General features: G+C 54.3%; 24 protein-coding genes, 4 tRNA genes and 1 riboswitch. Of the genes, 15 read left to right on the top strand and 13 right to left on the bottom strand.

Translation table 11 applies throughout. From position 1 onward, the window contains the following. Positions 1–30: 30 nt before the first annotated feature. Entirely contained in the window at positions 31–1,074 is a 1,044-nt protein-coding gene (locus CIK74_RS16005; RefSeq protein ID WP_240520567.1) for a LacI family DNA-binding transcriptional regulator, read from the top strand. Here CIK74_RS16005 and CIK74_RS16000 read toward each other — a convergent pair whose 3' ends face one another. Continuing rightward, positions 1,075–1,590 carry a YdeI/OmpD-associated family protein gene (locus tag CIK74_RS16000; RefSeq protein ID WP_096257235.1) on the bottom strand — a complete coding sequence of 172 codons (516 nt, stop codon included), beginning with the start codon at positions 1,588–1,590 and terminating at the stop codon, positions 1,075–1,077. 204 nt (positions 1,591–1,794) lie between these two features. Here CIK74_RS16000 and CIK74_RS15995 point away from each other — a divergent pair, with 204 nt between their 5' ends. Genes CIK74_RS15995 through CIK74_RS15985 form a run of 3 tightly spaced genes read left to right on the top strand, consistent with a single transcriptional unit; the run spans position 1,795 to position 4,606 of the window. Further along, the gene (locus CIK74_RS15995; protein WP_096257233.1) at positions 1,795–2,862 is read left to right on the top strand and encodes an LLM class flavin-dependent oxidoreductase; all 1,068 of its coding nucleotides are present in this window, start codon (positions 1,795–1,797) and stop codon (positions 2,860–2,862) included. Further along, positions 2,859–3,539 carry an NAD(P)-binding domain-containing protein gene (locus CIK74_RS15990; RefSeq protein WP_096257231.1) on the top strand — a complete coding sequence of 227 codons (681 nt, stop codon included), beginning with the start codon at positions 2,859–2,861 and terminating at the stop codon, positions 3,537–3,539. Before CIK74_RS15995 ends, CIK74_RS15990 begins: the two co-directional genes overlap by 4 nt. A 2-nt stretch (positions 3,540–3,541) precedes the next feature. After that, positions 3,542–4,606: an NAD(P)/FAD-dependent oxidoreductase gene (locus tag CIK74_RS15985; RefSeq protein WP_096257229.1), complete on the top strand. Its 1,065-nt coding sequence runs from the start codon at positions 3,542–3,544 to the stop codon at positions 4,604–4,606. Positions 4,607–4,687: 81 nt separating this feature from the next. Here CIK74_RS15985 and CIK74_RS15980 read toward each other — a convergent pair. Beyond that, a tRNA-Leu gene (locus tag CIK74_RS15980) sits at positions 4,688–4,771 on the bottom strand. 269 nt (positions 4,772–5,040) lie between these two features. Between CIK74_RS15980 and CIK74_RS15975 the strand changes: the two genes are divergently transcribed. The 7 genes from CIK74_RS15975 to pknB are packed head-to-tail and all read left to right on the top strand — an operon-like array spanning position 5,041 to position 14,284. Beyond that, positions 5,041–5,865, top strand: a complete 825-nt coding sequence (locus CIK74_RS15975) for a DUF3662 and FHA domain-containing protein (RefSeq protein ID WP_096257227.1) — start codon at positions 5,041–5,043, stop codon at positions 5,863–5,865. Further along, positions 5,862–6,341, top strand: a complete 480-nt coding sequence (locus CIK74_RS15970) for an FHA domain-containing protein (protein ID WP_096257225.1) — start codon at positions 5,862–5,864, stop codon at positions 6,339–6,341. Before CIK74_RS15975 ends, CIK74_RS15970 begins: the two co-directional genes overlap by 4 nt. 3 nt (positions 6,342–6,344) lie before the next feature. Next, positions 6,345–7,742 carry a PP2C family serine/threonine-protein phosphatase gene (locus CIK74_RS15965; RefSeq protein WP_096257223.1) on the top strand — a complete coding sequence of 466 codons (1,398 nt, stop codon included), beginning with the start codon at positions 6,345–6,347 and terminating at the stop codon, positions 7,740–7,742. Continuing rightward, on the top strand, positions 7,739–9,127 hold the full coding sequence (locus CIK74_RS15960) for an FtsW/RodA/SpoVE family cell cycle protein (RefSeq protein ID WP_096257221.1): 1,389 nt from the start codon (positions 7,739–7,741) through the stop codon (positions 9,125–9,127). The genes CIK74_RS15965 and CIK74_RS15960 overlap by 4 nt, the downstream gene beginning before the upstream one ends. Then, positions 9,124–10,572: a penicillin-binding transpeptidase domain-containing protein gene (locus CIK74_RS15955; RefSeq protein WP_096257219.1), complete on the top strand. Its 1,449-nt coding sequence runs from the start codon at positions 9,124–9,126 to the stop codon at positions 10,570–10,572. Before CIK74_RS15960 ends, CIK74_RS15955 begins: the two co-directional genes overlap by 4 nt. Further along, a complete protein-coding gene (locus CIK74_RS15950; RefSeq protein WP_096257218.1) occupies positions 10,569–12,365 on the top strand; it encodes a protein kinase in 1,797 nt (598 codons plus the stop codon). Before CIK74_RS15955 ends, CIK74_RS15950 begins: the two co-directional genes overlap by 4 nt. Continuing rightward, a complete protein-coding gene (gene pknB / locus CIK74_RS15945; RefSeq protein WP_096257217.1) occupies positions 12,362–14,284 on the top strand; it encodes a Stk1 family PASTA domain-containing Ser/Thr kinase in 1,923 nt (640 codons plus the stop codon). Before CIK74_RS15950 ends, pknB begins: the two co-directional genes overlap by 4 nt. On the opposite strand, the gene CIK74_RS15940 is transcribed toward pknB, so the two are convergent. Then, a complete protein-coding gene (locus CIK74_RS15940) occupies positions 14,285–14,929 on the bottom strand; it encodes an aminodeoxychorismate/anthranilate synthase component II (protein ID WP_096257215.1) in 645 nt (214 codons plus the stop codon). A gap of 173 nt (positions 14,930–15,102) precedes the next feature. Then, positions 15,103–15,873, bottom strand: a complete 771-nt coding sequence (locus CIK74_RS15935; RefSeq protein WP_096257213.1) for a class E sortase — start codon at positions 15,871–15,873, stop codon at positions 15,103–15,105. A 221-nt stretch (positions 15,874–16,094) separates the two neighbouring features. Here CIK74_RS15935 and CIK74_RS15930 point away from each other — a divergent pair, with 221 nt between their 5' ends. Continuing rightward, the gene (locus CIK74_RS15930; protein WP_096257211.1) at positions 16,095–16,352 is read left to right on the top strand and encodes a cell division protein CrgA; all 258 of its coding nucleotides are present in this window, start codon (positions 16,095–16,097) and stop codon (positions 16,350–16,352) included. 3 nt (positions 16,353–16,355) lie between these two features. Here the strand turns inward: CIK74_RS15930 and CIK74_RS15925 are convergent, their stop codons facing one another. Together CIK74_RS15925 and CIK74_RS15920 are read right to left on the bottom strand one after the other, a co-directional pair. After that, entirely contained in the window at positions 16,356–16,673 is a 318-nt protein-coding gene (locus CIK74_RS15925) for a multidrug efflux SMR transporter (protein WP_096257209.1), read from the bottom strand. A 12-nt stretch (positions 16,674–16,685) separates the two neighbouring features. Further along, positions 16,686–16,753: riboswitch (guanidine-III (ykkC-III) riboswitch) on the bottom strand. 2 nt (positions 16,754–16,755) lie between these two features. Continuing rightward, entirely contained in the window at positions 16,756–17,640 is an 885-nt protein-coding gene (locus CIK74_RS15920) for an ArgP/LysG family DNA-binding transcriptional regulator (RefSeq protein WP_170947914.1), read from the bottom strand. 71 nt (positions 17,641–17,711) lie between these two features. On the opposite strand from CIK74_RS15920, the gene CIK74_RS15915 reads away from it, so the two are divergent. Continuing rightward, on the top strand, positions 17,712–18,326 hold the full coding sequence (locus CIK74_RS15915) for a LysE/ArgO family amino acid transporter (RefSeq protein WP_096257205.1): 615 nt from the start codon (positions 17,712–17,714) through the stop codon (positions 18,324–18,326). A 506-nt stretch (positions 18,327–18,832) separates the two neighbouring features. Here the strand turns inward: CIK74_RS15915 and CIK74_RS15910 are convergent. Together CIK74_RS15910 and CIK74_RS15905 are read right to left on the bottom strand one after the other, a co-directional pair. Further along, on the bottom strand, positions 18,833–19,543 hold the full coding sequence (locus CIK74_RS15910) for a rhomboid family intramembrane serine protease (RefSeq protein ID WP_240520566.1): 711 nt from the start codon (positions 19,541–19,543) through the stop codon (positions 18,833–18,835). Between the two features lie 230 nt (positions 19,544–19,773). Continuing rightward, positions 19,774–20,319 carry a peptidylprolyl isomerase gene (locus tag CIK74_RS15905; protein ID WP_096257201.1) on the bottom strand — a complete coding sequence of 182 codons (546 nt, stop codon included), beginning with the start codon at positions 20,317–20,319 and terminating at the stop codon, positions 19,774–19,776. A 168-nt stretch (positions 20,320–20,487) separates the two neighbouring features. On the opposite strand from CIK74_RS15905, the gene CIK74_RS15900 reads away from it, so the two are divergent. Continuing rightward, positions 20,488–20,691 (top strand): hypothetical protein, encoded by a 204-nt coding sequence (locus CIK74_RS15900; RefSeq protein ID WP_096257199.1) that lies wholly within the window; start codon positions 20,488–20,490, stop codon positions 20,689–20,691. Here CIK74_RS15900 and CIK74_RS15895 read toward each other — a convergent pair. Next, entirely contained in the window at positions 20,688–21,557 is an 870-nt protein-coding gene (locus tag CIK74_RS15895) for a DMT family transporter (protein WP_096257197.1), read from the bottom strand. The two genes, CIK74_RS15900 and CIK74_RS15895, sit on opposite strands and share 4 nt — an antisense overlap. A gap of 306 nt (positions 21,558–21,863) precedes the next feature. On the opposite strand from CIK74_RS15895, the gene CIK74_RS15890 reads away from it, so the two are divergent. Beyond that, positions 21,864–23,048, top strand: coding sequence for a glycosyltransferase family 1 protein (locus CIK74_RS15890; protein WP_096257311.1), 1,185 nt, complete (start codon positions 21,864–21,866; stop codon positions 23,046–23,048). Between the two features lie 784 nt (positions 23,049–23,832). Here the strand turns inward: CIK74_RS15890 and CIK74_RS15880 are convergent. The 4 genes from CIK74_RS15880 to CIK74_RS15870 form a co-directional block, all read right to left on the bottom strand. Then, positions 23,833–23,905: transfer RNA gene (locus CIK74_RS15880), tRNA-Ala, on the bottom strand. Positions 23,906–24,004: 99 nt separating this feature from the next. Continuing rightward, positions 24,005–24,077, bottom strand: a tRNA-Ala gene (locus tag CIK74_RS15875). Between the two features lie 8 nt (positions 24,078–24,085). Continuing rightward, the gene (locus CIK74_RS19100) at positions 24,086–24,205 is read right to left on the bottom strand and encodes a DLW-39 family protein (protein ID WP_219844195.1); all 120 of its coding nucleotides are present in this window, start codon (positions 24,203–24,205) and stop codon (positions 24,086–24,088) included. Between the two features lie 31 nt (positions 24,206–24,236). Continuing rightward, a tRNA-Ile gene (locus CIK74_RS15870) sits at positions 24,237–24,310 on the bottom strand. Between the last annotated feature and the right edge of the window lie 85 nt (positions 24,311–24,395).

Raw genomic sequence — 24,395 nt, 5'->3', positions numbered from 1 at the left:
GCACACCCGCTCGCACACTAGGATGGAGCCATGAACAATGCTGATTCGCCGAACGAACCGCGCCCTGCGCGCAAGGTCACCGCCGCTATGGTCGCAACCCACGCGGGAGTTTCCACGGCGACAGTTTCTCTCGTGGCCAATGGCAAGTCCGCCGGCCGAGTCTCCAAGCGCAATGAGGAACGTGTTCGCGAAGCAATACGCGAGCTTGGATACTACGTAGATAGCATCGGTAGTTCTCTGGCCCGTGGGGTCAGTTCGCTGGTCATCTTGGTTGCCCCGGATATTTCAAACCCGTTCTTTGCAAAGCTCATTGCGGGTGTGCGCGGAGTTCTTGGCGAGGATTACCAGCTATTACTTTCGGTCACCGACGCCGGCTTATCCCCCAGCGCTACCGAAATCAGACGGTTACTCGGGTTACGGCCCGCTGGCCTACTGGTCCATGCGCCCACGCCGTTGTTCTTATCCGAACTTTCCAGTCCGTTGCCGTTGATTGCACTGGACGCACCAGACGCACCAGAAAATATCCCGTCGGTTAACTTTGATGTACTCCAAGGTGCCCACGATGTGGCGGCGCACCTCGCCGCACAAGGGCATCGCAAAGTTGGTTATTTAGACGCAACTACCGGTACCGCCACTCTTCGCATGAGACGTGAAGCCTTCTTAAGCGCCGCCACACAGCTCGGAATGCAAGTTCCCGCAGTAGCTGTCAGCTCTTCAACCATTGAAATGGGAGATGCTGCGGCAACGTTCGCGGCCCACTGGGATGTCTGGAAAGAATCCGGGATCACCGCATTGGCCTGCGCCACCGACACCCATGCGTATGGTGTCCTTCAAGCTGCCAGCACCACAGGTGTTCGGGTTCCGCAGGATTTAGCGGTGACTGGATTTGATGACTTGCCGTTTTCTACCGCCTCGCACCCGTCATTGACCAGTGTTCGTCTCGACGCACATAGTGTCGGGGTTCAGGCCGCCCAGGCACTGCGCCAATTAATCGATGGCACGCCCTTGAAGGAGTCGAAACTTCAGCTCTCCAGCCAACTCATGGTGCGCGCATCCAGCGGCGGAACCCAGTAGCTACTGGATAAGCTTTCCACCTTTGGCAACCTCTGGATCCGTGCACGAGGACAGGTCAAAACAACACGGTCGGCGCTTTCCGTCACGAAGCTTGGAAATGCTCACCTGAACTCGACGCTCCCGGGTCGTTGGGCTTTGCGTAGATTTCACCCAGCGTGCCCACTCCCACCTAGCCATGGGCGTCAGCCCGAGCCAAGTTTCATGCAGATCATCGGCTTCCGCCAAGGCACCGGCAAGGTCTTGCGGAAGTTTAACTTCCGGCCAAAATTCGGCGATAGTGACCGAAAGGCTCACCTCTTGTCCGGGGTGAAGATCAAGTACTTCGCCCGGGATCCAATGCCCCCTCCGTCCATCGGGCTCTACGACGACCGTCTCTGGGGAGTTGAGCAATTGGACGGCAACTTGTCCGCGGCTAGGCAGGCTCTTGCTCGATTCCTCGTCCAAGCGCAGGATCAGCCTGTCGCCGATCTGGTCAACTATTCCGGTGAGCTCCACGATGTTCGGACCCTTTGACATGTCATCCCACTTTCTTTTGTCCTTGATTCTATGTCTTGCTTGGACGCTCGGTTGGCTCGGGTTTAGAACGAGACCAAATTTATACTTTTTTGCAGTGAGACGCACCGCTGAGCAACCTACGAACTTTTATTTATTGACATGTCAACCATAAAAGCATATGATTGACGTGTCAATTAAAAATGAAGACTGGTAAGGGGTTCGAACATGGATGGCATCGAAAACATCGAATTTGGTATCGACACCTTCGGCGATGTGCCGCGTGGCAAGGACGGTCAGCTCGTGTCCTACGCTCAGGCAATTCGCGCCACCTTAGAGGAGGCAGTCCTCGCAGACCAGGTGGGCATAGATGTCATTGCGGTAGGTGAACACCACCGGCCAGAGTTCGCAATTACCACCCCGGAAACAGTTCTTGCAGGGATTGCAACAGCAACCAGCAATATTCACCTTGCCTCCGGCGTGACCGTCCTATCCTCAGACGATCCGGTACGCGTTTTCCAGCGCTTCGCCACAGTTGATGCGCTGTCCGGCGGCCGAGCCGAAGTGATTCTAGGTCGCGGCTCATTTACCGAATCCTTCCCGCTCTTCGGCTATGACATGGCCGATTATGACCTACTCTTCGACGAGAAGATCGACCTTTTCCACAAGCTACTCGATGAGAAGCCCGTCACCTGGCAGGGCACTACGCGCGCCTCCCTAAACGAGGCAGATGTCTTCCCGAAGACCGAGTCGGGGCGTCTGAAAACATGGGTCGGTGTCGGCGGCTCCCCACAATCTGTCATTCGAACCGCAAACTACGGTTTCCAAATGATGCTCGCCGTCATCGGCGGCGCCCCGGACCGCTTCGCTCCTTACATTGATCTCTACCACCGTGCGAACGCGCAACTAGGCCAGAGCTCGCACCCGGTCGGCCTGCACTCTCCTGGATTTATTGCGGACACCGACGAGCAGGCCAAGGAAATCATCTTCGAAGACTATAAGAAGATGCGTGATCAGATCGGCGCCGAACGTGGTTGGTCGCCGATGCGCCGCGAGGAATTTGAAGCCGAAGCCGCCCACGGTTCGCTTTACATTGGCTCGCCCGAAACCGTGGCGCGCAAAATTGCCAAGACTATCGGCACACTGGATATCGGACGTTTTGATCTGATCTACAGCGGTGGAGCGGTGCCCGCCAGCGATCGCTTGCGCGCCGTGGAACTCTACGGCACCAAGGTGATTCCGTTAGTCCGCGAAATGCTCGCCGAACAACCAGCAAGTCAGAAGGTCACACGATGAACAACTCGAGCACCACGCTTGGAATCCTCGGCGCAGGAAAGGTCGGCACAGCCCTGGCCCGGCTCGCGTTAGCCGCCGGCTATCGCGTACTCATCGCAGGCTCCGGGGATCCAGCGAAGATCGCGTTGACCGTCGAAATACTGACCCCCGGAGCGCAACCGATGTCCTCGGCCGATGCCGCGAGTAACGCAGATATTGTCATTCTGGCGCTTCCCCTGGGTAAGTACCACACGCTGCCCGTTGCTCAGCTGGCTGACAAACTAGTTATCGACACGATGAACTACTGGTGGGAAACCGATGGCATCCGCGAGGACTTGCGTGACCCACTAACCTCCACCAGCGAAATTGTGCAAGAATTCTTGCCACGCTCCCGTGTAGTCAAGGCGCTCAATCACATGGGATACCACGACCTTGAAGAAGAGTCGAAGTCCGCTGGCAGCAGCGATCGCAAGGCTATTGCCATCGCCGGAGAGCATCAGCTTCCAAAGGTGGCCTCCTTGATCGACGCCCTTGGTTTCGACCCATTACTCATTGGCTCGCTAGCAAATGGTGCACGCCTACAGCCAGGAAACCCCGCCTTCGGAGCTAACCTTCCAAAGGCACAACTGGCGCAAAAGATCGAAGAAGCCAGCGTGAATTGGGATGGAATCCGAGAGCCGGTAAAGGAAACAAGCTAACCGTGGAAATTTTGGACAGCATTGTCATCGGTGCCGGACAGGCCGGATTATCGGCTTCCTATCACCTGAAACGCTTAGGCCTGCGACACGTTGTGCTCGATGCAAACACAGCACCCGGTGGAGCTTGGCAACACCGGTGGGACGCATTGACCATGCGAGACGTTCACGGCGTCGCCGAGCTACCAGACGCCATGCCACCAAAACTCGACCTTCGCCGGGCCAATGTGGCGGTTCCCGAATCCTTTGCAGACTACGAAAAAGAACATGAACTACCAATTATTCGGCCGGTGAACGTAACTAGCGTTACCGATGAAGCCGGCACATTACTCGTTCACGCTGCACAGAACATCTGGCGCGCTCACACCCTAATTAACGCGACAGGAACCTGGACACGCCCATTCCTTCCGCACTACCCCGGGGTGGAAACATTTATCGGAGAGCAATTCCACACGGTGGCATACCCCGGTCCCGAATACTTTCGAAACAAACGAGTCCTAGTCGTGGGCGGCGGCGCGTCGGCCGTGCAATTTCTTGGTGCGCTACGTCCAATTACCGACACGTTATGGGTAACACGCACCGACCCAAATTGGCGGGAAGATACATTCGATTCCGACGAAGCACGGATTGCCGCAGTAGCTTTGGTTGAGCAACGCGTTGCTCAAGGATTGCCGCCACAAAGCGTGGTTAGCGTGACCGGACTTGCGCTACGCGCCCAAGAACAGGAAGCCAAAGACTTAGGCGCTTATGAACGCCACCCAATGTTCACTACGGTGGAAGCCGACGGAGTACGCTGGGCCGATGGTCGATTTGAACGAATTGACGCGATCCTCTGGGCCACGGGATTCAGGCCAGCCATAGCTCACCTCGCCCCACTGAAACTGCGCAGTGACCACGGTGGCATTCAGCTAGACCGTGCGGGAAAAGGTACCGGATCAGTCAAGAATCCACGGGTGCAGCTGGTGGGCTACGGACCTTCGGCAAGCACCATTGGCGCAAATCGAGCCGGACGATCCGCCGCACGCGGCGTCAAGCGGAATCTAGATAACTTTTCTCAACTCGGGGCGTGACCCAAAATATTGACGCGGTGAATAGTTAAAAACAAATGTCTCGGAACATCGATCAAACGATGTTCCGAGACATTTCTCATGTGCGCGAGGGGGGACTTGAACCCCCACGCCCTTGCGAGCACTGGCACCTGAAGCCAGCGCGTCTACCAATTCCGCCACTCGCGCATGATTCCCGCTCTCGCGGCAACAAGAAATAGCTTACACGTTGTTTTTATTGTTCACCTAATCGAATCAACCGCATGTGCCCAGCACCACATGAAACCTTTTGACCAGTTGGGACGTTGAATCAGTTGCCTGCCTTTCCTTCAAGGATATTTCCGGGAATTGCACAGCTGAAAACAGTAAGATCGAGAATGACGTTCTGTGTTGCAAGGACATTGAACTGAAATTCCGGGCCAAAAAACGCCATGGACTACAGGAAAGGAGCACACGTAATGAGCTTTCTCGATAATGTCGAACGAGGCTTAGAGAAGGTCGTCACCAGCTTCTTTCGTGGTAACAGCACCGCAGACATTAAGCCTGTCGAACTAACTACCGCGCTTCGCAATGAAATGGATCGTGGAATTCTCGCGATCAGTGAAGGTCGCAGCCTTGCTCCGAACGACTTCGTCGTGTCGTTGAGTACTAAAGATTTTGACACTGCCAAAGCGTGGGGATCCCCGGTAGTCAACGAGATGGCTAAGGTCACCGCGGAACACGCGGTCACCCAGGGATACTCGGTTCAGGGAAAGATCATGATTCATTTTGTGAATTCTCAAGAACTCAAGGCCGGCGAAGTGGAAGTTGCAGGATCCGTGAAGGATTCAAGCGCAAACCCGGTCGCTTCCGCTCCCGTTAAACCCCAGACGCCTAAGGCAGAACCAACGCCCGTTGCCGCGACGCCAACGCCGCAAACCACCGCACAACCTCGACCTACCGCAAAGCCAGCAGCCCCGGCCGCCGCGCCGCTTCCGAAACAAGCGGTAGTTGAAGTCAACGGGCAGCGTTTCGCCCTCAATCACCACTCGATCGTGCTTGGTCGTTCGGCCAGCACCGATATTCCGGTGGACGACACTGGAGTTTCCCGTCAGCATATTCGAGTAGAGCAGAAGTCTCCGGGCTCTTATGTAGTCACCGATCTCGGCTCAACCAACGGTACCTACGTCGATGGTAAGAAGATTTCCGCGCAGACGCGTATATTGGACGGTTCAATCATTACTATGGGACAGACCAAGATAGTTTTTCGCCTAATTACGCCTAGCAACGGAGGCCGTGCATGAATGATCTCGTACTCAGCCTGTTCCGCCTTGGCTTCCTCGTCCTGATTTGGTTACTCGTTTTGAGCATCGTTGGCGCCATGCGCCGCGACCTAGCAATTGGTGCTCGAGCTCGTACCGGCGCACCTAGCGCCAGGGCTTTGAAGAAGAATCCAGAACTTGCCGAACCTGAGGTCAGCACACGCAAGGCAGCTAGCACCTTACACATTGTTGAGGGCCCGCTAGCCGGACGCAGCATCCCTTTGCAGGGAGAACCTATTATGTTCGGCCGCGCGCAAGACGCCACCGTGGTTCTCGAAGACGATTATGCTTCAGGCCGTCACGCACGCCTTTTTCCTCAGGGGTCACGGTGGTTTATCGAGGATCTGGGCTCTACCAACGGCACCTTTGTGGGAGATAGTCAGCTCACTCGTGCACAGCCAGTTGAACCGGGACAGCGAATCCGCATCGGGAAGACTGTTCTGGAATTGAAGGCCTAGCCAATGGCTTTAAAGTTTAAATTTGCGGCCATGTCCGATGTCGGACGCATACGCAAAAAGAACGACGACTCTGCCTATGCCGGCGAATACCTCGCGGTTCTGGCCGACGGCATGGGAGGTCACGTCGGTGGCGATGTGGCGTCGGCTTCCACGGTGCTAGATCTGGTGCATCTGGACCGCCGCTACACGGTAGATCCACAAAATGCCCTGACCGATGAAATTCAGGCAGCGAATTTGGTGCTCAACGAACTTGTCGGTGCAAATCCGAAACTTTCAGGCATGGGCACCACCGTCACCTCGGTGCTTCTCTCCGGTGAGACCTTACATCTGGCGCATATTGGCGACTCACGCGCCTACCGCCTGAAAAATAATGAATTTGAACAGATCAGCCGCGACCACACCTTTGTTCAACGACTCGTTGAAGAGGGTCGAATCCAGCCGCACGAGGCAGAAACTCACCCACATAAAAACGTACTACTGCGTGTGCTGGGCGATTCTGACGCATCCCCCGAAGTAGATGTATTACAGCTCGAAGCGCAACCCGGAGAACGCTGGCTCTTATGCTCAGACGGTCTGACCGATGCGGTGGCAGTGCCCATCATCGAACAAATTGTGCGTGGCACCGCAGATATGAATGCGGCGGTCAACGACCTCGTAGCAACTACTCTGCGTAACGGAGCGCCGGATAACGTTACCGTCGTGCTCTTTGACGTCATCGAAGTAGATGACACCGAAGATGCGGGTCCGGCCAGCTTCGAACCGGCACCAGATACCGGTCAGCTGACCATCGCCGCCGAAGGCGATGTTGAGGCAAGCGCATCCGTGTTGCGCCACGAGATTTCGCAACGTCCACACCTTTTGGTCGGTGCCGCCCAACTGGCGACGCAGACCGGCCAGATTCCTGTGGTCACCCAGCACACCGGTGAACGTCGAGCCGCCGCGTTACTTACGCACCGTTCGCCAGCTGCCGGTGAAGTTCTTGACCCATTGGATTCACGTCCCGTGCAGCATCGCTGGTTTATGCCACTGCTGTTGACCATGGCCACCTTGCTAATCATCGGACTGGGCGTCTGGGGTTACCTCTGGACACAAACCCAGTTCTATGTGGGAGCCGTTGGAGACAAGGTCGCCATTTATCGCGGTGTGCCACAAGAGCTCGGACCGATTTCGTTGTCTGAGGTCGACACCGTCAGCAGTATTCCACTTGAAGCCCTGCCCGAATATTCACGGCAGCGCGTGGAATCTGCAATTTTGGCCGACAGCCAGGAACACGCGGCCATGATGATTCAAGAACTTCTTGTCACGGCAAAACAGAATTGTCCTGTTCAGGCGCCGGGTACTAACGGCGGTAATCAGAATTCCCCACTTCCGCCAGCCTATTGTCAGGAGATCATGCGATGAGCGAACTGCACACCGCGCCGGTTCCACGACGCAATTTGGAGCTGGTTCTACTATTACTGGCGCTGAGTGTTGGTGCCGCAGCCTTCTTCCTCGTTGGAAGTAGCTCGGACGCGAACGACAACACCGACTTCTTCGTGCAAACCGGAATTCTGGCTGGGCTAGCCCTCCTTATGCACATCATGTTACGCATTTTCGCTAAATATGCTGATCCGGTAATACTTCCGATTACGGTAGCTTTGAACTCCCTTGGCTTAGCGATGATTCACCGGATTGACTTGGCAAAAACCACGGATCAATCCATGCGTCAACTTCTATGGACCACCATCGCTGTAATCATTGCAGCCGTCGTTCTCTGGGCGATCCGCGATCACCGCATGTTGCGCCGATTCACCTACATCGCATTGCTGGCATCAATAATCTTGCTGCTTTTGCCGATGATTCCCGGATTTGGCGTGACCATCAACGGTGCTCGCATTTGGGTCCGGCTAGGCCCGTTCTCTATGCAGCCCGGCGAGCTGGCCAAAATCACCTTGTCGATCTTCTTTGCTGGCTATCTTTCGTCCAACCGTGACCTCATCTTGATGGCTGGCCGCAAGCTTGGCCCACTGCAATTGCCACGACTGCGCGATATGGCACCAATGGTGGTGGCCTGGGTATTGTCCATTGGTGTACTCGTGGTGCAGCGAGATCTTGGTTCTTCGATTCTGTTCTTCGGCCTGTTTATCGTGATGATCTATGTGGCTACGGCCCGAATCTCCTGGGTGCTCATTGGTCTGCTGATGGTTGCGGCCGGAGGCGTCTTTGCCGCGATGACGATGAGTCACGTAACCCGCCGAATCGACGTTTGGCTCAATGCTTTCTCCCCGGAAATTTATCAGGCCCGCGGCGGCAGCATGCAGATCGTCGAAGGCCTGTTTGGCATGGCCGACGGTGGACTATTTGGTACCGGTCTGGGTGAAGGTTCTCCCTACCGTGTTCCGCTTGCAAACTCGGACATGATCATCGCTTCCTTTGGTGAAGAGATCGGTCTGATAGGGCTTTCGGCGATCGTGCTGCTCTATATGTTGCTGATCAGTCGAGGACTACGCGCGGCCTTGGGATCACGAGATACCTTCGGCAAGCTCCTCGCCGCTGGGTTGTCTTTCACCCTCGGATTGCAGTGCATCGTCATTATTGGTGGCGTATCGCGACTGATTCCATTGACCGGTTTGGCAACTCCTTTCATGGCGGCCGGTGGTTCATCGTTGCTCGCGAACTGGATCATCGTCGCCTTACTCTTAATGATTTCGCATAATTCACGTCGTCCAATGCTCGGCGGCGTGGGACCCACCGACGAGGTTGCAACTCCGGGAGCTATAACTACAAAGGCGGTGAAGAACGTATGAATCAAGCCATTAAGCGCGTCTGGATCGCTTTGACCATGATGTTCGTTGTCTGCCTTGCAGGCTTAAGCTACATCCAGTTCTTCAGTGCCGAAAAGCTTGCCGACAACTCGCTGAATAAGCGTCAGCTTTACCGCGAATTTGATCTACCGCGCGGGGCCATCTTGGTAGACGGTAAACCTATCGCGGAATCGGTACCCACCGATGACGGTCAATTCACGTACCAGCGCAAGTACAACAATCCCGAAGAATACGCTCACCTCACCGGTTATTACTCACTGGCTAATGGCAGCACCCATCTGGAATCAGATCTGAATTCTTGGTTGACCGGCAGCAGCTCCGATCTAGTCTTTGATCGCCTCACCGCGATGTTTACCGGCAAGAAGGCCGAAGGTGCTTCGGTCGAGCTCACCATTGATGGCGATCTGCAGAAGAAGGCCTACGAAATGATCCCGGATGGATTGCGGGCCACCATCGTGGTGACGGATCCAAAAACCGGTGACATTCTAGCTATGGCTTCAAAGCCGAGCTTTGACCCCAATGAGCTTGCAGTCCACTCGACGGTTAAAGCTGCCGAAAACATGAAGAAGCTGAACAACGTCAAGGGTTTGAGCCCTTACATTAATCCTGCGATCGGAAACCTCGTAGCGCCAGGCTCCTCATTCAAGATTTTGAGTACCGTGGCGGCGCTGGAATCCGGTGAATATGATTTGAATACGGTAATCGATAACCCGACCCGCATCACCTTGCCGGGTACGAATACCAAACTCCGAAACTTTGAAGCCGGCATCTGTGCCCGCCAACCGCAGGCAAAGCTCGAATTCATCTTTACCCAGAGCTGCAATACGCCATTCGTGAATATCAGCGAGAAGCTCGGCGCAAAACCATATGAGGATGTCACCGAACGCTTCGGATTTGGACAACAGCTAAACATTCCGCAGTCCGTAACTGCCAGTGTTTTCCCGACTGGCATGACTGCCTCACAGTTAGCCATGTCCACCATCGGACAGTTCGATACAAAAACGACTTCTTTGCAAATGAATATGGTCGCCATGGCTATCGCTAACGACGGGGTAATCATGCAACCAAATATGATTGATAAGGTCATCGCCCCGGATCTCCGAGTAATTGAAGATCCAAAGCCCAAGGCTTTCTCTACGGCTACTACCAAGGAAGTCGCCAACACGGTGGCCGAATTGATGATGGGCCCCGTGCAGTCGGGCACGGCAATGAATGCCGCGGTGCCAGGTGTTGACCTACGGGTCAAGACCGGTACTGCACAAATTGGTACCACGGGGATGGTCAATTCCTGGATCACCGGCTTCGCGCCGGGTGATGATCCACAGGTCGCGATCACCGTGAACATTGAACAAGTAGATTACGATACTGGCCACAACACGGCCGGGTCACTGATGAAGAAGATGACAGAGGCGGTGTTCAACAAGTGAGGCCAGTAACCGGCACCACCTTGGGCGGTCGATACAAGCTGACTGACCGCATCGCGATCGGTGGCATGGGCGAGGTCTGGAAGGCCCGAGATCAGGTTCTTGGACGCTTAGTTGCGATCAAGATCCTCAAAGAGGAATACACGGACAACGAGAGTTTCCTGACTCGTTTCCGCGTTGAGGCGCGCCACACGGCGTTGCTAAATCACTCGGGTATCGCGGGCGTTTTCGACTACGGCGAGGAGCAGGGCTCCGCGTATCTGGTCATGGAACTCGTTCCTGGCCCACCGCTGTCGACCATTATCGAACGCGAGCGAAAGCTCGACGTAGATCGCACGCTGTCACTGATTGCACAGACCGCTCGTGCATTAGCCGCAGCGCATGAACATGGCCTCGTACACCGCGATGTGAAGCCCGGCAATATTCTGGTGATGCCTACCGGTGTTGTGAAGATTACCGACTTTGGCATTGCGCGCTTGGCCGATCAGGTTCCACTGACGGCCACCGGTCAGGTGATGGGCACCGCCCAGTATCTGGCTCCGGAGCAGGCCACCGGTCAGATCGCCACGGGCAGCTCGGATATCTATGCACTGGGCGTGATTGGTTACGAGTGTCTTGCCGGACGTCGGCCATTCACCGGTGAATCACAGATCGCCATCGCGTTGGCGCAGGTCAACGACGCTCCCCCACCACTTCCCGATTCGCTGCCCGCACCCGTTCGTCAGCTGATCATTTCGATGCTCGCCAAGAACCCGGCAGACCGTCCAGCTAACGCGAATGCTTTGGCAGACGCCGCAGAGGCGCTACGCAAGGGTGACACGAACACCGCGACCATCGCCGTACCCGGCATGCTCATCACCGGTGTGCACGATGACGCTACTCAGGCACTTAATCTGGATGAAGACGCCACCCGAGCCGTCACCTCGGTGGAAGCTGCCCCGCCGATGACTAACGCCATGCCTACGGTCTCGGCGCCAGCCGCTGTAGGTGCTTCCGCAGCGAGCTACGATGACGAAGGCTTTGACGAGCATCAGGCGGACAATCAGGAAGGCTATGAGGACGAGAAACGAAACCCTTGGATCATTCCATTGGTAGTCGTCATCGTCTTGGCAGCATTGATTGCCTTGGGTGCTTGGCTCATTCCAAAATTGGGTTCCTCGAACACGGAACCAACTAGCCCTCCGGTCAGCACCAGTGCGTCGGTGGAAAGTTCTGAACCTAGTGCTGAAACTACCGAACCGAGCGACGAAACCAGCACACCAAGCGAAGAGACCACCGCCCCAACAAAAACGGTCGAGTCCGTCACCGTGCCTTCCAACTTAGTGGGCAAGGATATTGAAACCGTCATCGCACAATTGCAGTCCTTGGGTCTAGAAGTCAGTGATTCTGCAACGGAAAGCTCGGAAGCCAATCCTGGCGAGGTGCTATCGGTTTCTCCTACCGGAAGTGTTGAACCCGGCTCTACGGTCAAGGTGAGCTATGCGAAGGCCCCAGAAACCGTGGATGTTCCCGCGGTCACCGGCATGAGCTACGAAGCCGCCCAAAAGCTGTTGCAGGACTCTGGTCTGGCAGTATCCAAGGGTGGAGAAGAACACGATTCTTCCGTAGCAAATACCGTGCTGAAGCAAACCCCTGCTGAAGGCACCAAGGTCACTCCTGGATCGCGAATCTCGTTGACCATCTCACTTGGCCCAGAGCCAAAAGAAACTCCTACCGAAACCCCGACTCCAACACCAACTGCTACCCCGACCGAGTCGGCAACACCTAAAGAAACCGGCGCAAGCGAAGCACCATGAGTAATTTTGATGCATTGCCGCCCGGTTTGCCTCGGCTGATTGCCGACCGTTACGAAATTCGGTCGCTGATCGGCCGTGGCGGAATGGCCGACGTTTATTTAGCGACAGATCATACTCTTGCCCGTCAGGTAGCGATCAAAGTGCTGCGCCACGACACGGCCGATAATCCGATGGTGACCAACCGATTCCGTCGCGAGGCGAAGTCGGTCGCCGGGCTCAGCCACCCAAATATCGTTGCTGTTTACGACACTGGCGAGCTTCCTGCCACCGAATTCAGCAGGAGCACCTCACCTTATATCGTCATGGAATATGTTTCTGGACGCACACTGAGGCAGGTGCTCAAAGATGAGCATGTCGATGAACAATACGCGGTAGAACTGATCCGTGGAGTGTGTGATGCACTGGATCATTCTCATATGAAGAATGTCGTACACCGCGACATCAAACCGGCCAACATCATGTTGACCGACCAGGGTCATGTAAAACTCATGGATTTCGGTATCGCCCGAGCCATGGATACCTCATCCACCATGACCCAAACGGCGGCGGTTGTCGGCACCGCACAGTATTTTTCTCCTGAGCAGGCCCGTGGAGAACTGGTCGATTACCGTTCAGATATCTATTCGGCCGGTTGCCTTTTTTATGAGCTTGTCACTCATCAGCCCCCATTTACCGGTGATTCTCCGGTATCTGTGGCGTACCAGCATGTTGGGGAGAACCCGGTTCCTCCCAGCGAGGTTAACAATTCACTTCCTGAAATCTATGACGCTGTGGTGCTCAAATCCTTAGCTAAGGAACGAGACCAGCGATTCCAATCAGCTGGAGCCTTTGCAACGGCCTTGGAGGGCGCTCAAAACGGTATTCCTTACCAAGATGAGGCCGCTACGATGGTGGCTGCTACGGTGCCCTTTTACGAGCATCAGGATGAAACCGCAGCATTTCGGCATCCGCGCACCAGCGAACATCCGGTGTTCGCTTCCCGTGCCGATGAGCGCGACGAACGTCCTCGGGAACACCGCTCGAACCGTGGCCTTATTTGGCTATTGACGATTATCGCTTTGGTAGCGGTGGGTATCGCCAGCTTCTTAGTGATTAGGTCACTGCAAGCCGAGGCCGAACAGCGGGCACCCGTCGCGGTTCCCGAGGTCAAAAACCTCTCTGAAATGGATGCCACCCGACTACTCAACGATGCGACCTTCAAGGTGGACGTTGAGCGTGAGTTTAGCGCTGATGTTGATGAAAACAAGGCGACCCGTACCGATCCGAACAACGGGACTCAGCTGTCCAAGGACTCAACGGTCAAGCTTTATATCTCTGAGGGTACCGAAGATCGCGTTATTCCAGAATCTCTAGAAAATCAGTCCGAGGTCGCTGCCCGCGAGGCAATTCGCGCAGCGGGTCTAGAAGTTGGTGACGTCAGCAGGGAGAACCACGCGAGTATTCCTACCGACTGGGTGATCGGCACTAGTCCCGAGCTTGGTTCAAAGGTTAAGGCCGGGTCTACCGTGGATCTTATTCTTTCCACCGGAATGGTCAAGGTGCCTGATATCAGTGGAATGACTCGTGATGAAGCAGAAAAGGCTCTCACCGCAGATGACGTGGGCCTGTTGGCGAAGTTTGTAGAAGTTCCTAACGAGTCTGAACCAGGAACGTTATTCCTGCAAGATCCGGCCGCTGGGGCCGAGGTTGCCCAGGGTGCTTTTGTTACCGTATCCGTATCAGTCGAGCAGCCAGAACCCACTCCAAGCCAGAGCCCAACAGCCCCGGACACCTCGGAGAGCTCTGACGAAACAGATGAGTCAACACCACCGGAGGAAAGTAAATCCTCGGGGACCGAGAAGTCGATGCCTCCACAGTCCACCAACGGCAATGGGAATGGCAACGGCAATGGCAATGGCCGCGGCAATCGCGGCGACTAACTACTCGCCACTAAAAAGTGGGCTCAGAGTCCCAGCCTTTTCGGCTGCCCCCTGTAGTCCAATAGATTCCAGCCAGTTGCCGAGCATCTGATAGCCCTGTTCGGTGAGTACCGATTCCGGGTGATACTGCAAACCCCACAACGGAGCGGTGCGGTGAGCCAATCCCATGATGACTCCCCCAGCGGTCTCCGCGATAATTTCCAATTCCTGCGGGATACTCTCGCGAACCGCAGCGAGCGAATGATACCGAGTGGCGGTAAACGGATTTGCCACGTTCTTGAATACCGGATGTTCTTCGTGACTGACTAACGAGGTTTTGCCGTGCATCAGCTCTTCAGCATGTGTCACGACTCCCCCGAAGGCCTCTGCAAGCGCCTGGTGGCCTAGACACACACCGAGCATCGGTTTGTCGTGCGCTGCACACCACTTGATCAAGTCGACGCTCACGCCTGCTCCTGCGGGATCACCTGGTCCCGGAGAAATTAGAACACCGTCGTACGCCGCTGCAAGCTCTTGTGCCTGCTGAAGACTGATCTGGTCGTTACGGTGAACCGTAGTCTGGGCACCGAGCTCTTGGAGGTAACCAACGAGGGTGTAAACGAAGCTATCGTAGTTGTCGATTACGAGGATCTTGATGGTGCTCACGGGTTGCTCTGGCCAATCGTTGAGTCGGTGAATGGGCTGAACTGCGACAGCCACGGGAAGACGTACATCATTAGTAATAGCACGACAGCGGCAAGCAATATTAATGCCTCAATAATGCGTAACCAAATTGGTCCTGGAAGATTCCGAAAAATCCATGCGTACATTATTACTCCCTAGCTTGTGGCATCGACAACGAGTTTCCGAATTTCCCCAGGCGGCCCAGCATCTAACGGCTGCCAATCGGTGAGTTCCGAATAGGCGATGATGCGCTCCCGAGTGCTAAATGGCGGGTGGCAACTTGTCATCGTGAGAATCGATTTTTTGGGTTCCACACCCCATTTGTGTGGCGTTGGAAGCAACACGTCGCCATTAGATGGTGCGACAATTTCGGTCTCAAACCAGGTGTAGGTGTAATACCCTTCCTTGGTTTGCAGATAGATGTGATCGCCATCGTCTAATTTGTCGATGTCCCAAAAAACTTGACCGTGGGTCTGTCGATGCGCCGCAACTGCAAAGTTTCCTTTTTCGCCGGGCAACTGGGTGTTCGGATAATAGCCGATCCCGAGATTGTCGATTACCGAGCTCTGCACACCGTAGCTCACCGGGTGATGCGTGCCCTTTTTGCCGAATGTTGGGAAGTACATGATGCCGAAAGTTTCACCTGGCGCGGCTTCGCTGACCGGCGCCGGACCGTAATCGATGTCTTCTTCCACTTCTTCGTGGGGAATCACCACGTCGCCTAGATCCTGAACTAGATTCTGCGTCACTTCTTTCTGCGCGTTCGCGGAATCTATATTCGTCCACCAGAGTTCCCAGACAACGTAAAGCATGAGGATAATGCCGAGGGTGATCAGCAGTTCACCGAGGAACCCGGTAATCCGGTTTCCAAATGTTTGCTTTTCACGGGCCATCCTTCGCCCGGGCGCAGACGATACACGGTTCACTTTGGTGATGCTCCTTTGGGCGGTTTGGCATTCACTACGGACTCAACTTTCGAATTTTTCATGAATCCTAAATCAAGGACTAAGCACATTACCGCTAGTATGGAATCTACGCAGGAAAATGATGCGAACTTTCGTTCATTACCTGTCCTAACACTACCGGGAAGACCTGAGAGTCTCCCCCATTTACTACAACATGCGGATGAAGCCGAGGGAGAATTCTAGTGCCGGAGTCTAAGCCACGACGCAAGAACAAACCACAGACCCAGCAGGTCGCACCGGGCACACATGCCGCGGATAAGCCCATGCCAAGCTGGTACAAACCAGTGATGTTTGGATTGATGCTACTGGGTCTGGTCTGGATAATCGTTTATTACATTTCGCAGACCCTGTTCCCGATCCCAAATATTGGCGGCTGGAACATAGTCATTGGCTTTGGTATCGCCATGGTTGGTTTCTTCATGACAACTGGATGGAAATAGTCGTTATTCACTGACTGCTTTGAGGCCGATAACGCAACCAATCAGGCCCACAATGAATAGCATTTTCAGTACAGAAAATGCTTCTTGACCGGTCGCAATTGCGTAGATAACCGTGACAGAAGCACCAATCCCCACCCAGACCGCATAGGCGGTTCCGGTGGGGATTTCTTTCATTGCGTACGCAAGCCCACCCATTGAAACGACAAGTGCGGCGAAAAATATGATGCTGGGAACGAGCTTCGACAGCCCAGAACTCATGCCTAGTGCGGTAGCCCAAACTGCTTCAAAAAGACCGGAAATTACGAGAATTAGCCAATACATGCCAGATACCTTACTGGCCGTCTTAGCTGTCGTTCCGGGTACGGCTCCCTCGTCCGGGAATCGACCTACCGCCGACTCCCCCTTAGGTTAGCAAACCAATACCGCTTTCTTGCGCCGCCGTGTACAGAATATTCCCCAGACGATCAAGTGCTGGAGAGTCAACGGACCAGCGTTGCCAGAATAATGGCACATCAATAAACCATTGCTCGTTGAGAACCATGAGCTCGGGTGCTATAGCTAATTGTTGTTCGGGAACCATGCCCCACCCCATACCCGCGCGAATCGCCTGTACAAAGAGCAGCGAGTCTGGAACATAAGAGATGGTTCCCACTGGGCGCGGCTTCGTGGGATCAATTCGCTCGAGCATTTGATGCTGTAACGGATCCTCTCTATCAAAAAGTACTATTGGCACCCAGGAGAGCTCGTCTTTACTTGCCTCACTCACCACGCCCGGGGCTGCTACGGCGTAGTAACGCATACTCCCCAAACGTCGAATGGTGCACCCCTGCGCAGCTTCCTGGCTATTTGTCACCACCGCGCTGACCCTGCCTGAACGAAGCAGTCCGACCGTGAGATTTTCATCCGTACGTAAAATCTCGCAACTTAACTGTGGCCACTTTGCCAGAGCGGTGAAGACCGGAGCGAACCAGGTAGCCAAAGAATCGGCGTTAACTCCGATAGTGAGTGATATCTTGCCTTCGCGGCCTTCGTGACGCATGAGCTCTTCACTGAATTCGGTGCCCAATAGAGAAATCTGTCGCGCGTAGCGCAACACCCGCGCTCCTTGCTCAGTGGGCTTCACCGGCCGGCTTCGTACCAGCAAGATTGCCCCCAACCTGCTTTCCAAGGATTTAATCCGTTGGCTAATAGCCGAGGGGCTGACTCCGAGATCAATGGAAGCATCGTCAAAGCTCCCCGCATCGATGACCGCGAGCAAGGTTTCGAGGTGTTCAAGATCTAAATTCACATTAGCAAGACTAATGTAGCTTCAGTATTTTAAGTTAGACACCGGTTAGTGACTTCTTTTACCGTTACCCTATGATCCCCGCACCAATATTCCTTGGATTCTCCACAGGACTTTCGCTCATCATCGCCATTGGATCCCAGAACGCGTTCCTGCTGCGTCAAGGGATCAGACGAGAACACGTGTTGCTCACCGTCGTGATTTGCGCGGCGTCAGACGTAGTACTAATTTTGGCCGGGGTCATGGGTATCGGCACCCTCGTTGAGCACGCTCCGTGGATCCTCACTTATGCACGGATTGGTGGCTTTATTTTCCTGCTGTGCTACTCCATCCTTGCGCTAAAGCGTGCGGTCTCCCCTGGCATTCTAAGCACTTCAAATTCTCCAGCACCGACCGTCAAATGGACGGTTGCGCTGACCGCTTTATCTCTGACTTGGCTTAATCCGCATGTTTACGTAGACACGGTTATTCTGCTCGGTTCCGTAGCAGTCGCACAGCACGACGGTAAATGGTATTTCGCACTCGGTGCAATTGCGGCCAGCATCTGTTGGTTCACGGCACTTGGTTATGCTTCCAGATTCTTGTCCCGCATTTTCGCAAGCGCCACGTCCTGGCGCATTCTGGATGCGATCATTTGCATCTTTATGACCATTTTTGCGGTGTTGCTGATTCGACCGCTCTTTTTGTAAAGAGTGTGAGATATCCACAGTATTAACAGGTTATCCACATACCTTGTGGAGAACGTTCTTATTTACTTGTTCACAACTTTATCCACAGGTGGGGATAAGGTGAGCAGGGGCTGTATAAACTATTCATTATTCCAAGTCAGCGCCAATTGCATGTTGTTGAATGACATGGTTGTAAGTTATTAACACTGTGGATTACGCGTGTGGACATCTTCTTTATGGTGACTCAGTCGACAGATATCAGAGATTCGTTTAAAAATTCGAACAACTAAACGGATCGGAACAGGGTCTCGGAATAAGGCTATCTACAGGGCCTGTTTAAAAGTTATCCACAATTGTGGGTAAAGCTGTGAGTATTCGATGCCGGAAGTGGCATATCCACGAAATCATGGGCGTCTAAGGGGTGTCCCATCGCTACCCAGATGCGAGTTACATGGTTGTAAGTTATTAACAGTGTGGATAATACTTGTGGATAACTAGACGCAGAAGAGTTCGAATTAACTTAGCGGCTACTTCACGGCCACAGCCGCAAGATATATCGCTACTGCCACAACTATCGTCAAGACACCCAACAAAGAGAATTGAATCTTCGTACGTTGTGGATTACGTGGCACCAACACAATGCAAGCGGCCGCCAGTGCGCCAACGACAGCACCACCGAGGTGTCCCTGCCAAGAAATACCCGAGACCACAAATCCGAGCACCACATTGAGTACTAGAACAATGGCCATCTGACGTAGGACTTGCTTGTTGGTGCGGAAAACTACGAAGAGGGATAAGAAGAGCCCTGCGAGAGCGCCCGAGGCACCCAGAGTAGCGCTCAGTGGGGGACTCAGCAGGAGAATACCCAAGGATCCACCCAAGGTGCTCAGTAGATAAAGCCAGCTAAAGCGTGCGCGACCCAGTCGCGGCTCGAGGAAAACTCCACAGAGATAAATGCCGTACATATTCATCGCTAGATGAAAGATAGAGCCCGTGGAGTGCGCGAACGCACTGGTGATCAAGCGCCATGGTTCTGAATCCGCCCGCATAGGGACCAAGTACATGTAGCCAGTGGCCGCCGGGACCACCCATTGAAGAATGTAGGCGAGAACGTTCACCGCAATCAGTGAATAAGTAATTATCGGGACACCTTGGCGCGCCCGCGCACCAAATTCGGTCCGCTGAGAAGGGATCTTCTTATTCGCTTCATGGACGCATTCGACGCACTGCACTCCCACGGGAGCCGGCACCTGACATTGAGGGCATACCGGACGGCCGCATCGATTGCAGGACACATATGAGACCGTTCCTGGGTGTCTATAGCAGCTTGGAGCCGACTGCCCCGCGGGAGTCACTTGACCGTAAGACATCTGTTTCTACCTTGATCTCATCGTGGTGGTTTAAAAAAACTGCGGCTCCGGCGACTCCCCAAGGGAATCACCGGAGCCGCAGTTATTACTACTGAAAGTTACAGCGTCTCGATATCTACCGAGGTGATAACAACATCTTCCAATGGCTTGTCACGGCCATCGGTTGCAACGGCGTTCAAGGCGTCAACAACCTTGCGGGATTCTGCATCGGTTACGTCACCGAAGATGGTGTGCTTGCCCTGCAACCATGAGGTTGCAACGGTGGTGATGAAGAACTGCGAACCGTTGGTTCCACGACCCATGCGGATGCCGGCATTTGCCATGGCAAGCTTGTAAGGATCGTTGAAGTTCAGTTCTGGGTGGATCTCATCGTCGAACTGGTAGCCTGGGCCGCCAAAGCCCTGACCCAGTGGGTCGCCACCCTGAATCATGAAGTCAGAAATGATGCGGTGGAAGATGGTGCCGCTGTACAGCGGGGTGTTGGTCTTCTTGTCACCGGACTCTGGGTGTACCCATTCCTGCTCACCGGTCGACAAGCCAACGAAGTTCTTTACGGTCTTCGGGGCGTGGTTGCCGAAAAGATCGACGACGATGTCGCCCAAAGTAGTGTGAATCGTGGCTTTATGCGTTGCGTTTGCGGTCATGGCTTCATTCTCCCATGAGTAGGGCCAAGGCCGCCAAAGCTGAAGTACGCGCTGAGTGAAACAATTACGTCATCACCGGTGTCAGACTCGCGGACACTGGTCTCACATCGGCTAACTGCCTAGTCTGGAGGTATCTGGTAACAAAAATTGATTCACAAGGGAGAAATCATGAGCAAGAAAAGTGCAGCAGGAAAATTTTTAGCATTCGGCGTGTTCGTAGGAATTGTGGCTCTCATCGTGGCCATGTGGAAAGCTTCCCGTCCGGTGGAAGACCCTTGGGAAAATGAACCAAAAATTTCCGAACCACAGCAGCCTGTCGAATCTCGCGAAGCTGACATAGCTGAGGTTCGAACGTTAGTCGAGGAAAGTTAAGCCCTAAGTTTTGGTGCCGCTTGGCCTCGGACGACAAATACGAGTCCAAGCAAGATGATTCCCAAACCTATATATGTGCCCACCGGGACCACCTGCCCTAAGAGCAATGCGGCGAGCAACGCAGCACCGGGAATTTCAAGCAGGATCAGGGTCGAAACGGTCAATGGCCCCAGCACACTGAGTAGGTGATTCATCGCAGTGTGCCCGAATAGTTGCGCGCAGACGGTCAGCAGAATAATTCCAACCCAACCCCAGGCATCAAATCCCCACAGAGGCTGTCCTGTAGCTAGGCAAATGATTAGCAACAGTACCGCGGTAACGGCATAGCAGATCGAGGTATATCGAGAGGTGCTCATGGTGCGCCGGGCCGCAGATCCTGCGAACGTATAAATCGCGGCGAGTACCCCACCGGCAAGGGCTAACAAGTCACCCATAAACGCCGTAAGTCCTTGGCCCAAATCAAAACCCGTAATGAGTACAACGCCAACGATAGCGGTGCTCATTCCGATTATCACGGGGGACCGATATCTCACCCCGCGCAGCGCTTGAAACAATGCAATCCACACGCCTTGGATACAAACCAAGGCGGTAGCCGCCGCAACACTGGTCATTCGGACCGCAAACATGAAACAGACGAAGTGCAAGGCGAGCGCCCCACCGGCAACCAGAATGTAAAACCATTCTCGCCGAGTGAAGCGTAAGTACTGCCGCGGGTTTTCCTTAATCGCCGGGCCTGCGAGGAGCAAGGCCGCTGCGCCATTGCGCCAAAACGCCATGGACATCACCGGGACGCCGGGAAACGCCGCAATAATTGGTCCAGAAGCTGAAATGCCGAGTATTCCCAACGCGGCTAACAAGAACGTCACCGGCTAAGTTTACAAGCTCTACGTGACTTGCCTGAACTGGGCCTCTGAGCGCGTAAGCTCAAGTTATAGATATGCATCCTCGTAGCGACATACATGCTGGTCAAATTCAGTTTATTGTAATTTTTTATATTGATTCTATGCCTCCTGAGGAACTAACATTGGCTTCCCGAGAATCCTTCGAGAACAAACATCTGATCCCGGGTTTGGTTCATTCTTCGACGGACTTGTCGGTTCCGTTGTGAGAAGTTAATGAACGCAGTATGCCTTGTTAAGCTCGGCGTTACCCGCGGCACGCATCATGAAGTTGTGAAGGTTGCCATCGTTGCTGAATCGTTCCTACCCCACGTAAATGGGGTTACAAATTCGGTCCTAAGGACCCTTGATCATCTTGAGCTGACCGGCCATAGCGCCGTGGTCATCACTCCCGCAGCCTCGTTGGCCGGTGAGCTCAAGGGCCACAGCGTACCCCGCTCATATAAGGGATTTCCGATCATTACCGTTCCCTCTGTGGCAATGGTTAATTACCCGGAGGTTCGCTTGGCTGCCGGAGGGGTTGGCCGTCTCAAAAGAATCTTGGCCAGAGAGGCACCCGACGTGGTGCACCTGGCTAGCCCATTCTTATTAGGCTGGCGTGCCCTACGTGCGGCTCAAGAACTGAACATACCCTCCGTTGCCATGTATCAAACCGAGGTTCCGACCTATGCCGCGCGCTATAAAATGCCGTGGCTAACCGAAAAGCTTTGGGATCACGTGAGAGCCATTCACACGACTGCAGACCTAACGTTGGTGCCAAGTACTTTTTCGCGCCGCCAGCTCGAATCTCTGGGCGTTACGCGCCTTGTTTTGAGCGGCAGGGGAGTGGACACCGTGCAATTCACCCCACAACGGCGTGACGCAAAGTTTCGCGAGACTATTGCCCCCACCGGTGAACGCATTATTGGATATGTGGGCCGACTTGCTGCCGAAAAGCAGGTCGCTGACCTACGAGTCTTGAGCTCACTGCCGAATACAAGACTTGTGATCGTGGGTTCGGGCCCCCTGGAAGACGATCTGCGCAGCATATTACCCACCGCCCACTTCACCGGTTTCCTCTCCGGAACCCGATTGGCGGAAGTCATTGCCTCCTTTGATGTCTTTGTTCATCCCGGAGCCTCGGAAACATTCTGCCAAACCATTCAGGAAGCCATGGCTTGCGCTGTGCCGGTCGTTGCGGTTGGCAGGGGAGGACCACTGGATCTGGTGGATTCCTCGCGCACAGGCTGGCTGTATGCCCCGGGAGACCTCAACGAGCTTCGTGATCGGGTCAGTGACCTGATCTACGATGATGCCAAGCGTCTAGCCTTTGCCTCCGCGGCACATGCTCAGGTTCAAGACCGATCATGGTTTCGGATCGGCGAGGAACTACTTCAGAGCTACTGGACAGTCCGTACTGAACGCGTCCGCAGTGGCCATCAGGCTGGTGGCTGGCCCGGTGGGAATATCTCTTCGTAGTCGGAGCGCGCCTTAAGGTCCACCGAGGTGACCTGATCAAGGACCATCTTTCCCAAAATTAGGTCACGCAGTCTCTGCGACAACAGACTTAGGATGCGATGGAGGATACCGACGTACTCAGGAACGGTGACCTCAAATCGCGGGGCAGGCAATGACATGAGCAACAGCTCGCGCGATGAGAAGCATCGCCACCAACTATTGGATGCCACGCTTCAAGTTTATGCAACGACGGTGCAGGCAGTGTGCCGTCAGGCGCACGTCTCAACGCGGTCATTCTATGAACTGTATGCCGACAAGTTTGAGCTGCGCCAGGGCGCTGTATCGCGAACTAAACGAACAGGTGCTGCAGGGCTTCTACGTTGATTCGTTGGCATCCGTCAGACAGAGTGTGCCATCGATGGTCATCACGGCTTTGGGACCAATGCAGTCTGATGAGCGCAAAGCACGTGTGCTCGAGGTGTAGTCGGTCGGGGTCTGTCAGTCTTTGGAACATGAACTTCGCGCGTTTGCCGAGGCAATCGACACTATCCTCGGCGCGCTCCAGGCCGCGGGCCGGATCGAGCTGGCGCCCGGGGGATTGGTCAGCCTGATCCTCGTGGGCGGTATATCGCCGAGGCACTCGTACAACGGGGGAAGAGCCCTCAGTCCGCGCAGTCGGAAGTACAAGAATTTATTGACGACGTGACAGATCTGATCCTGCGGATTATGGGAACTACACCATACATAAAAAGAGCGGCGATCTGACTCAATGAGTCGATCACCGCTCTTAGCACTACTTCAAATGTGGAGCCTAGGAGATTCGAACTCCTGACATCCTGCTTGCAAAGCAGGCGCTCTACCAACTGAGCTAAGGCCCCGTATTCAATTGTGGAAGATTTTCACTTCCGATAATGAGCAATGCTCATCCTTTGGAAAAGAATAGGCGGAAAGCTGCTGCTTTCCGCCAATCTATTCTGTGGAGCCTAGGAGATTCGAACTCCTGACATCCTGCTTGCAAAGCAGGCGCTCTACCAACTGAGCTAAGGCCCCGAAAAGCGTTAGGAAACTTTGTCGGTAACCTGTTGCCAGGTTTCCTTGATTTCCGTAGAACCCTTTACCTTCTTGATCATGACTACCGCAGCAGCCACAACAGTCCCGAGAATCAGGAGCTTTTTCATTCTACCCTCTTTCTCATCGGTAAGGATTCCGTGGGCGTACCTGGACTTGAACCAGGGACCTCTTCGTTATCAGCGAAGCGCTCTAACCGCCTGAGCTATACGCCCTTACCTTTTTTGTTCCCTTCGGAACGAAATAAAACTTTACCGGGGTTTGCAAGAAGATACAAATCGAGCCCGGGTGTCATGCATC

This window comes from Glutamicibacter sp. BW77 (assembly GCF_002332285.1).
Classification (GTDB): domain Bacteria; phylum Actinomycetota; class Actinomycetes; order Actinomycetales; family Micrococcaceae; genus Glutamicibacter; species Glutamicibacter bergerei.
The sequence above is the reverse complement of the archived record's forward strand: the minus strand, read 5'-3'. Positions and strand labels throughout refer to the sequence as shown.

What these genes read in the sequence shown, in the direction of transcription:
- CIK74_RS16005 (WP_240520567.1), top strand. Translation starts at nt 31, where the DNA reads ATGAACAATGCTGATTCGCCGAACGAACCGCGCCCTGCGCGCAAGGTC.
- CIK74_RS16000 (WP_096257235.1), bottom strand. Translation starts at nt 1,590, where the DNA reads ATGTCAAAGGGTCCGAACATCGTGGAGCTCACCGGAATAGTTGACCAG.
- CIK74_RS15995 (WP_096257233.1), top strand. Translation starts at nt 1,795, where the DNA reads ATGGATGGCATCGAAAACATCGAATTTGGTATCGACACCTTCGGCGAT.
- CIK74_RS15990 (WP_096257231.1), top strand. Translation starts at nt 2,859, where the DNA reads ATGAACAACTCGAGCACCACGCTTGGAATCCTCGGCGCAGGAAAGGTC.
- CIK74_RS15975 (WP_096257227.1), top strand. Translation starts at nt 5,041, where the DNA reads ATGAGCTTTCTCGATAATGTCGAACGAGGCTTAGAGAAGGTCGTCACC.
- CIK74_RS15970 (WP_096257225.1), top strand. Translation starts at nt 5,862, where the DNA reads ATGAATGATCTCGTACTCAGCCTGTTCCGCCTTGGCTTCCTCGTCCTG.
- CIK74_RS15965 (WP_096257223.1), top strand. Translation starts at nt 6,345, where the DNA reads ATGGCTTTAAAGTTTAAATTTGCGGCCATGTCCGATGTCGGACGCATA.
- CIK74_RS15960 (WP_096257221.1), top strand. Translation starts at nt 7,739, where the DNA reads ATGAGCGAACTGCACACCGCGCCGGTTCCACGACGCAATTTGGAGCTG.
- CIK74_RS15955 (WP_096257219.1), top strand. Translation starts at nt 9,124, where the DNA reads ATGAATCAAGCCATTAAGCGCGTCTGGATCGCTTTGACCATGATGTTC.
- pknB (WP_096257217.1), top strand. Translation starts at nt 12,362, where the DNA reads ATGAGTAATTTTGATGCATTGCCGCCCGGTTTGCCTCGGCTGATTGCC.
- CIK74_RS15925 (WP_096257209.1), bottom strand. Translation starts at nt 16,673, where the DNA reads ATGTATTGGCTAATTCTCGTAATTTCCGGTCTTTTTGAAGCAGTTTGG.
- CIK74_RS15915 (WP_096257205.1), top strand. Translation starts at nt 17,712, where the DNA reads ATGATCCCCGCACCAATATTCCTTGGATTCTCCACAGGACTTTCGCTC.
- CIK74_RS15905 (WP_096257201.1), bottom strand. Translation starts at nt 20,319, where the DNA reads ATGACCGCAAACGCAACGCATAAAGCCACGATTCACACTACTTTGGGC.
- CIK74_RS15900 (WP_096257199.1), top strand. Translation starts at nt 20,488, where the DNA reads ATGAGCAAGAAAAGTGCAGCAGGAAAATTTTTAGCATTCGGCGTGTTC.
- CIK74_RS19100 (WP_219844195.1), bottom strand. Translation starts at nt 24,205, where the DNA reads ATGAAAAAGCTCCTGATTCTCGGGACTGTTGTGGCTGCTGCGGTAGTC.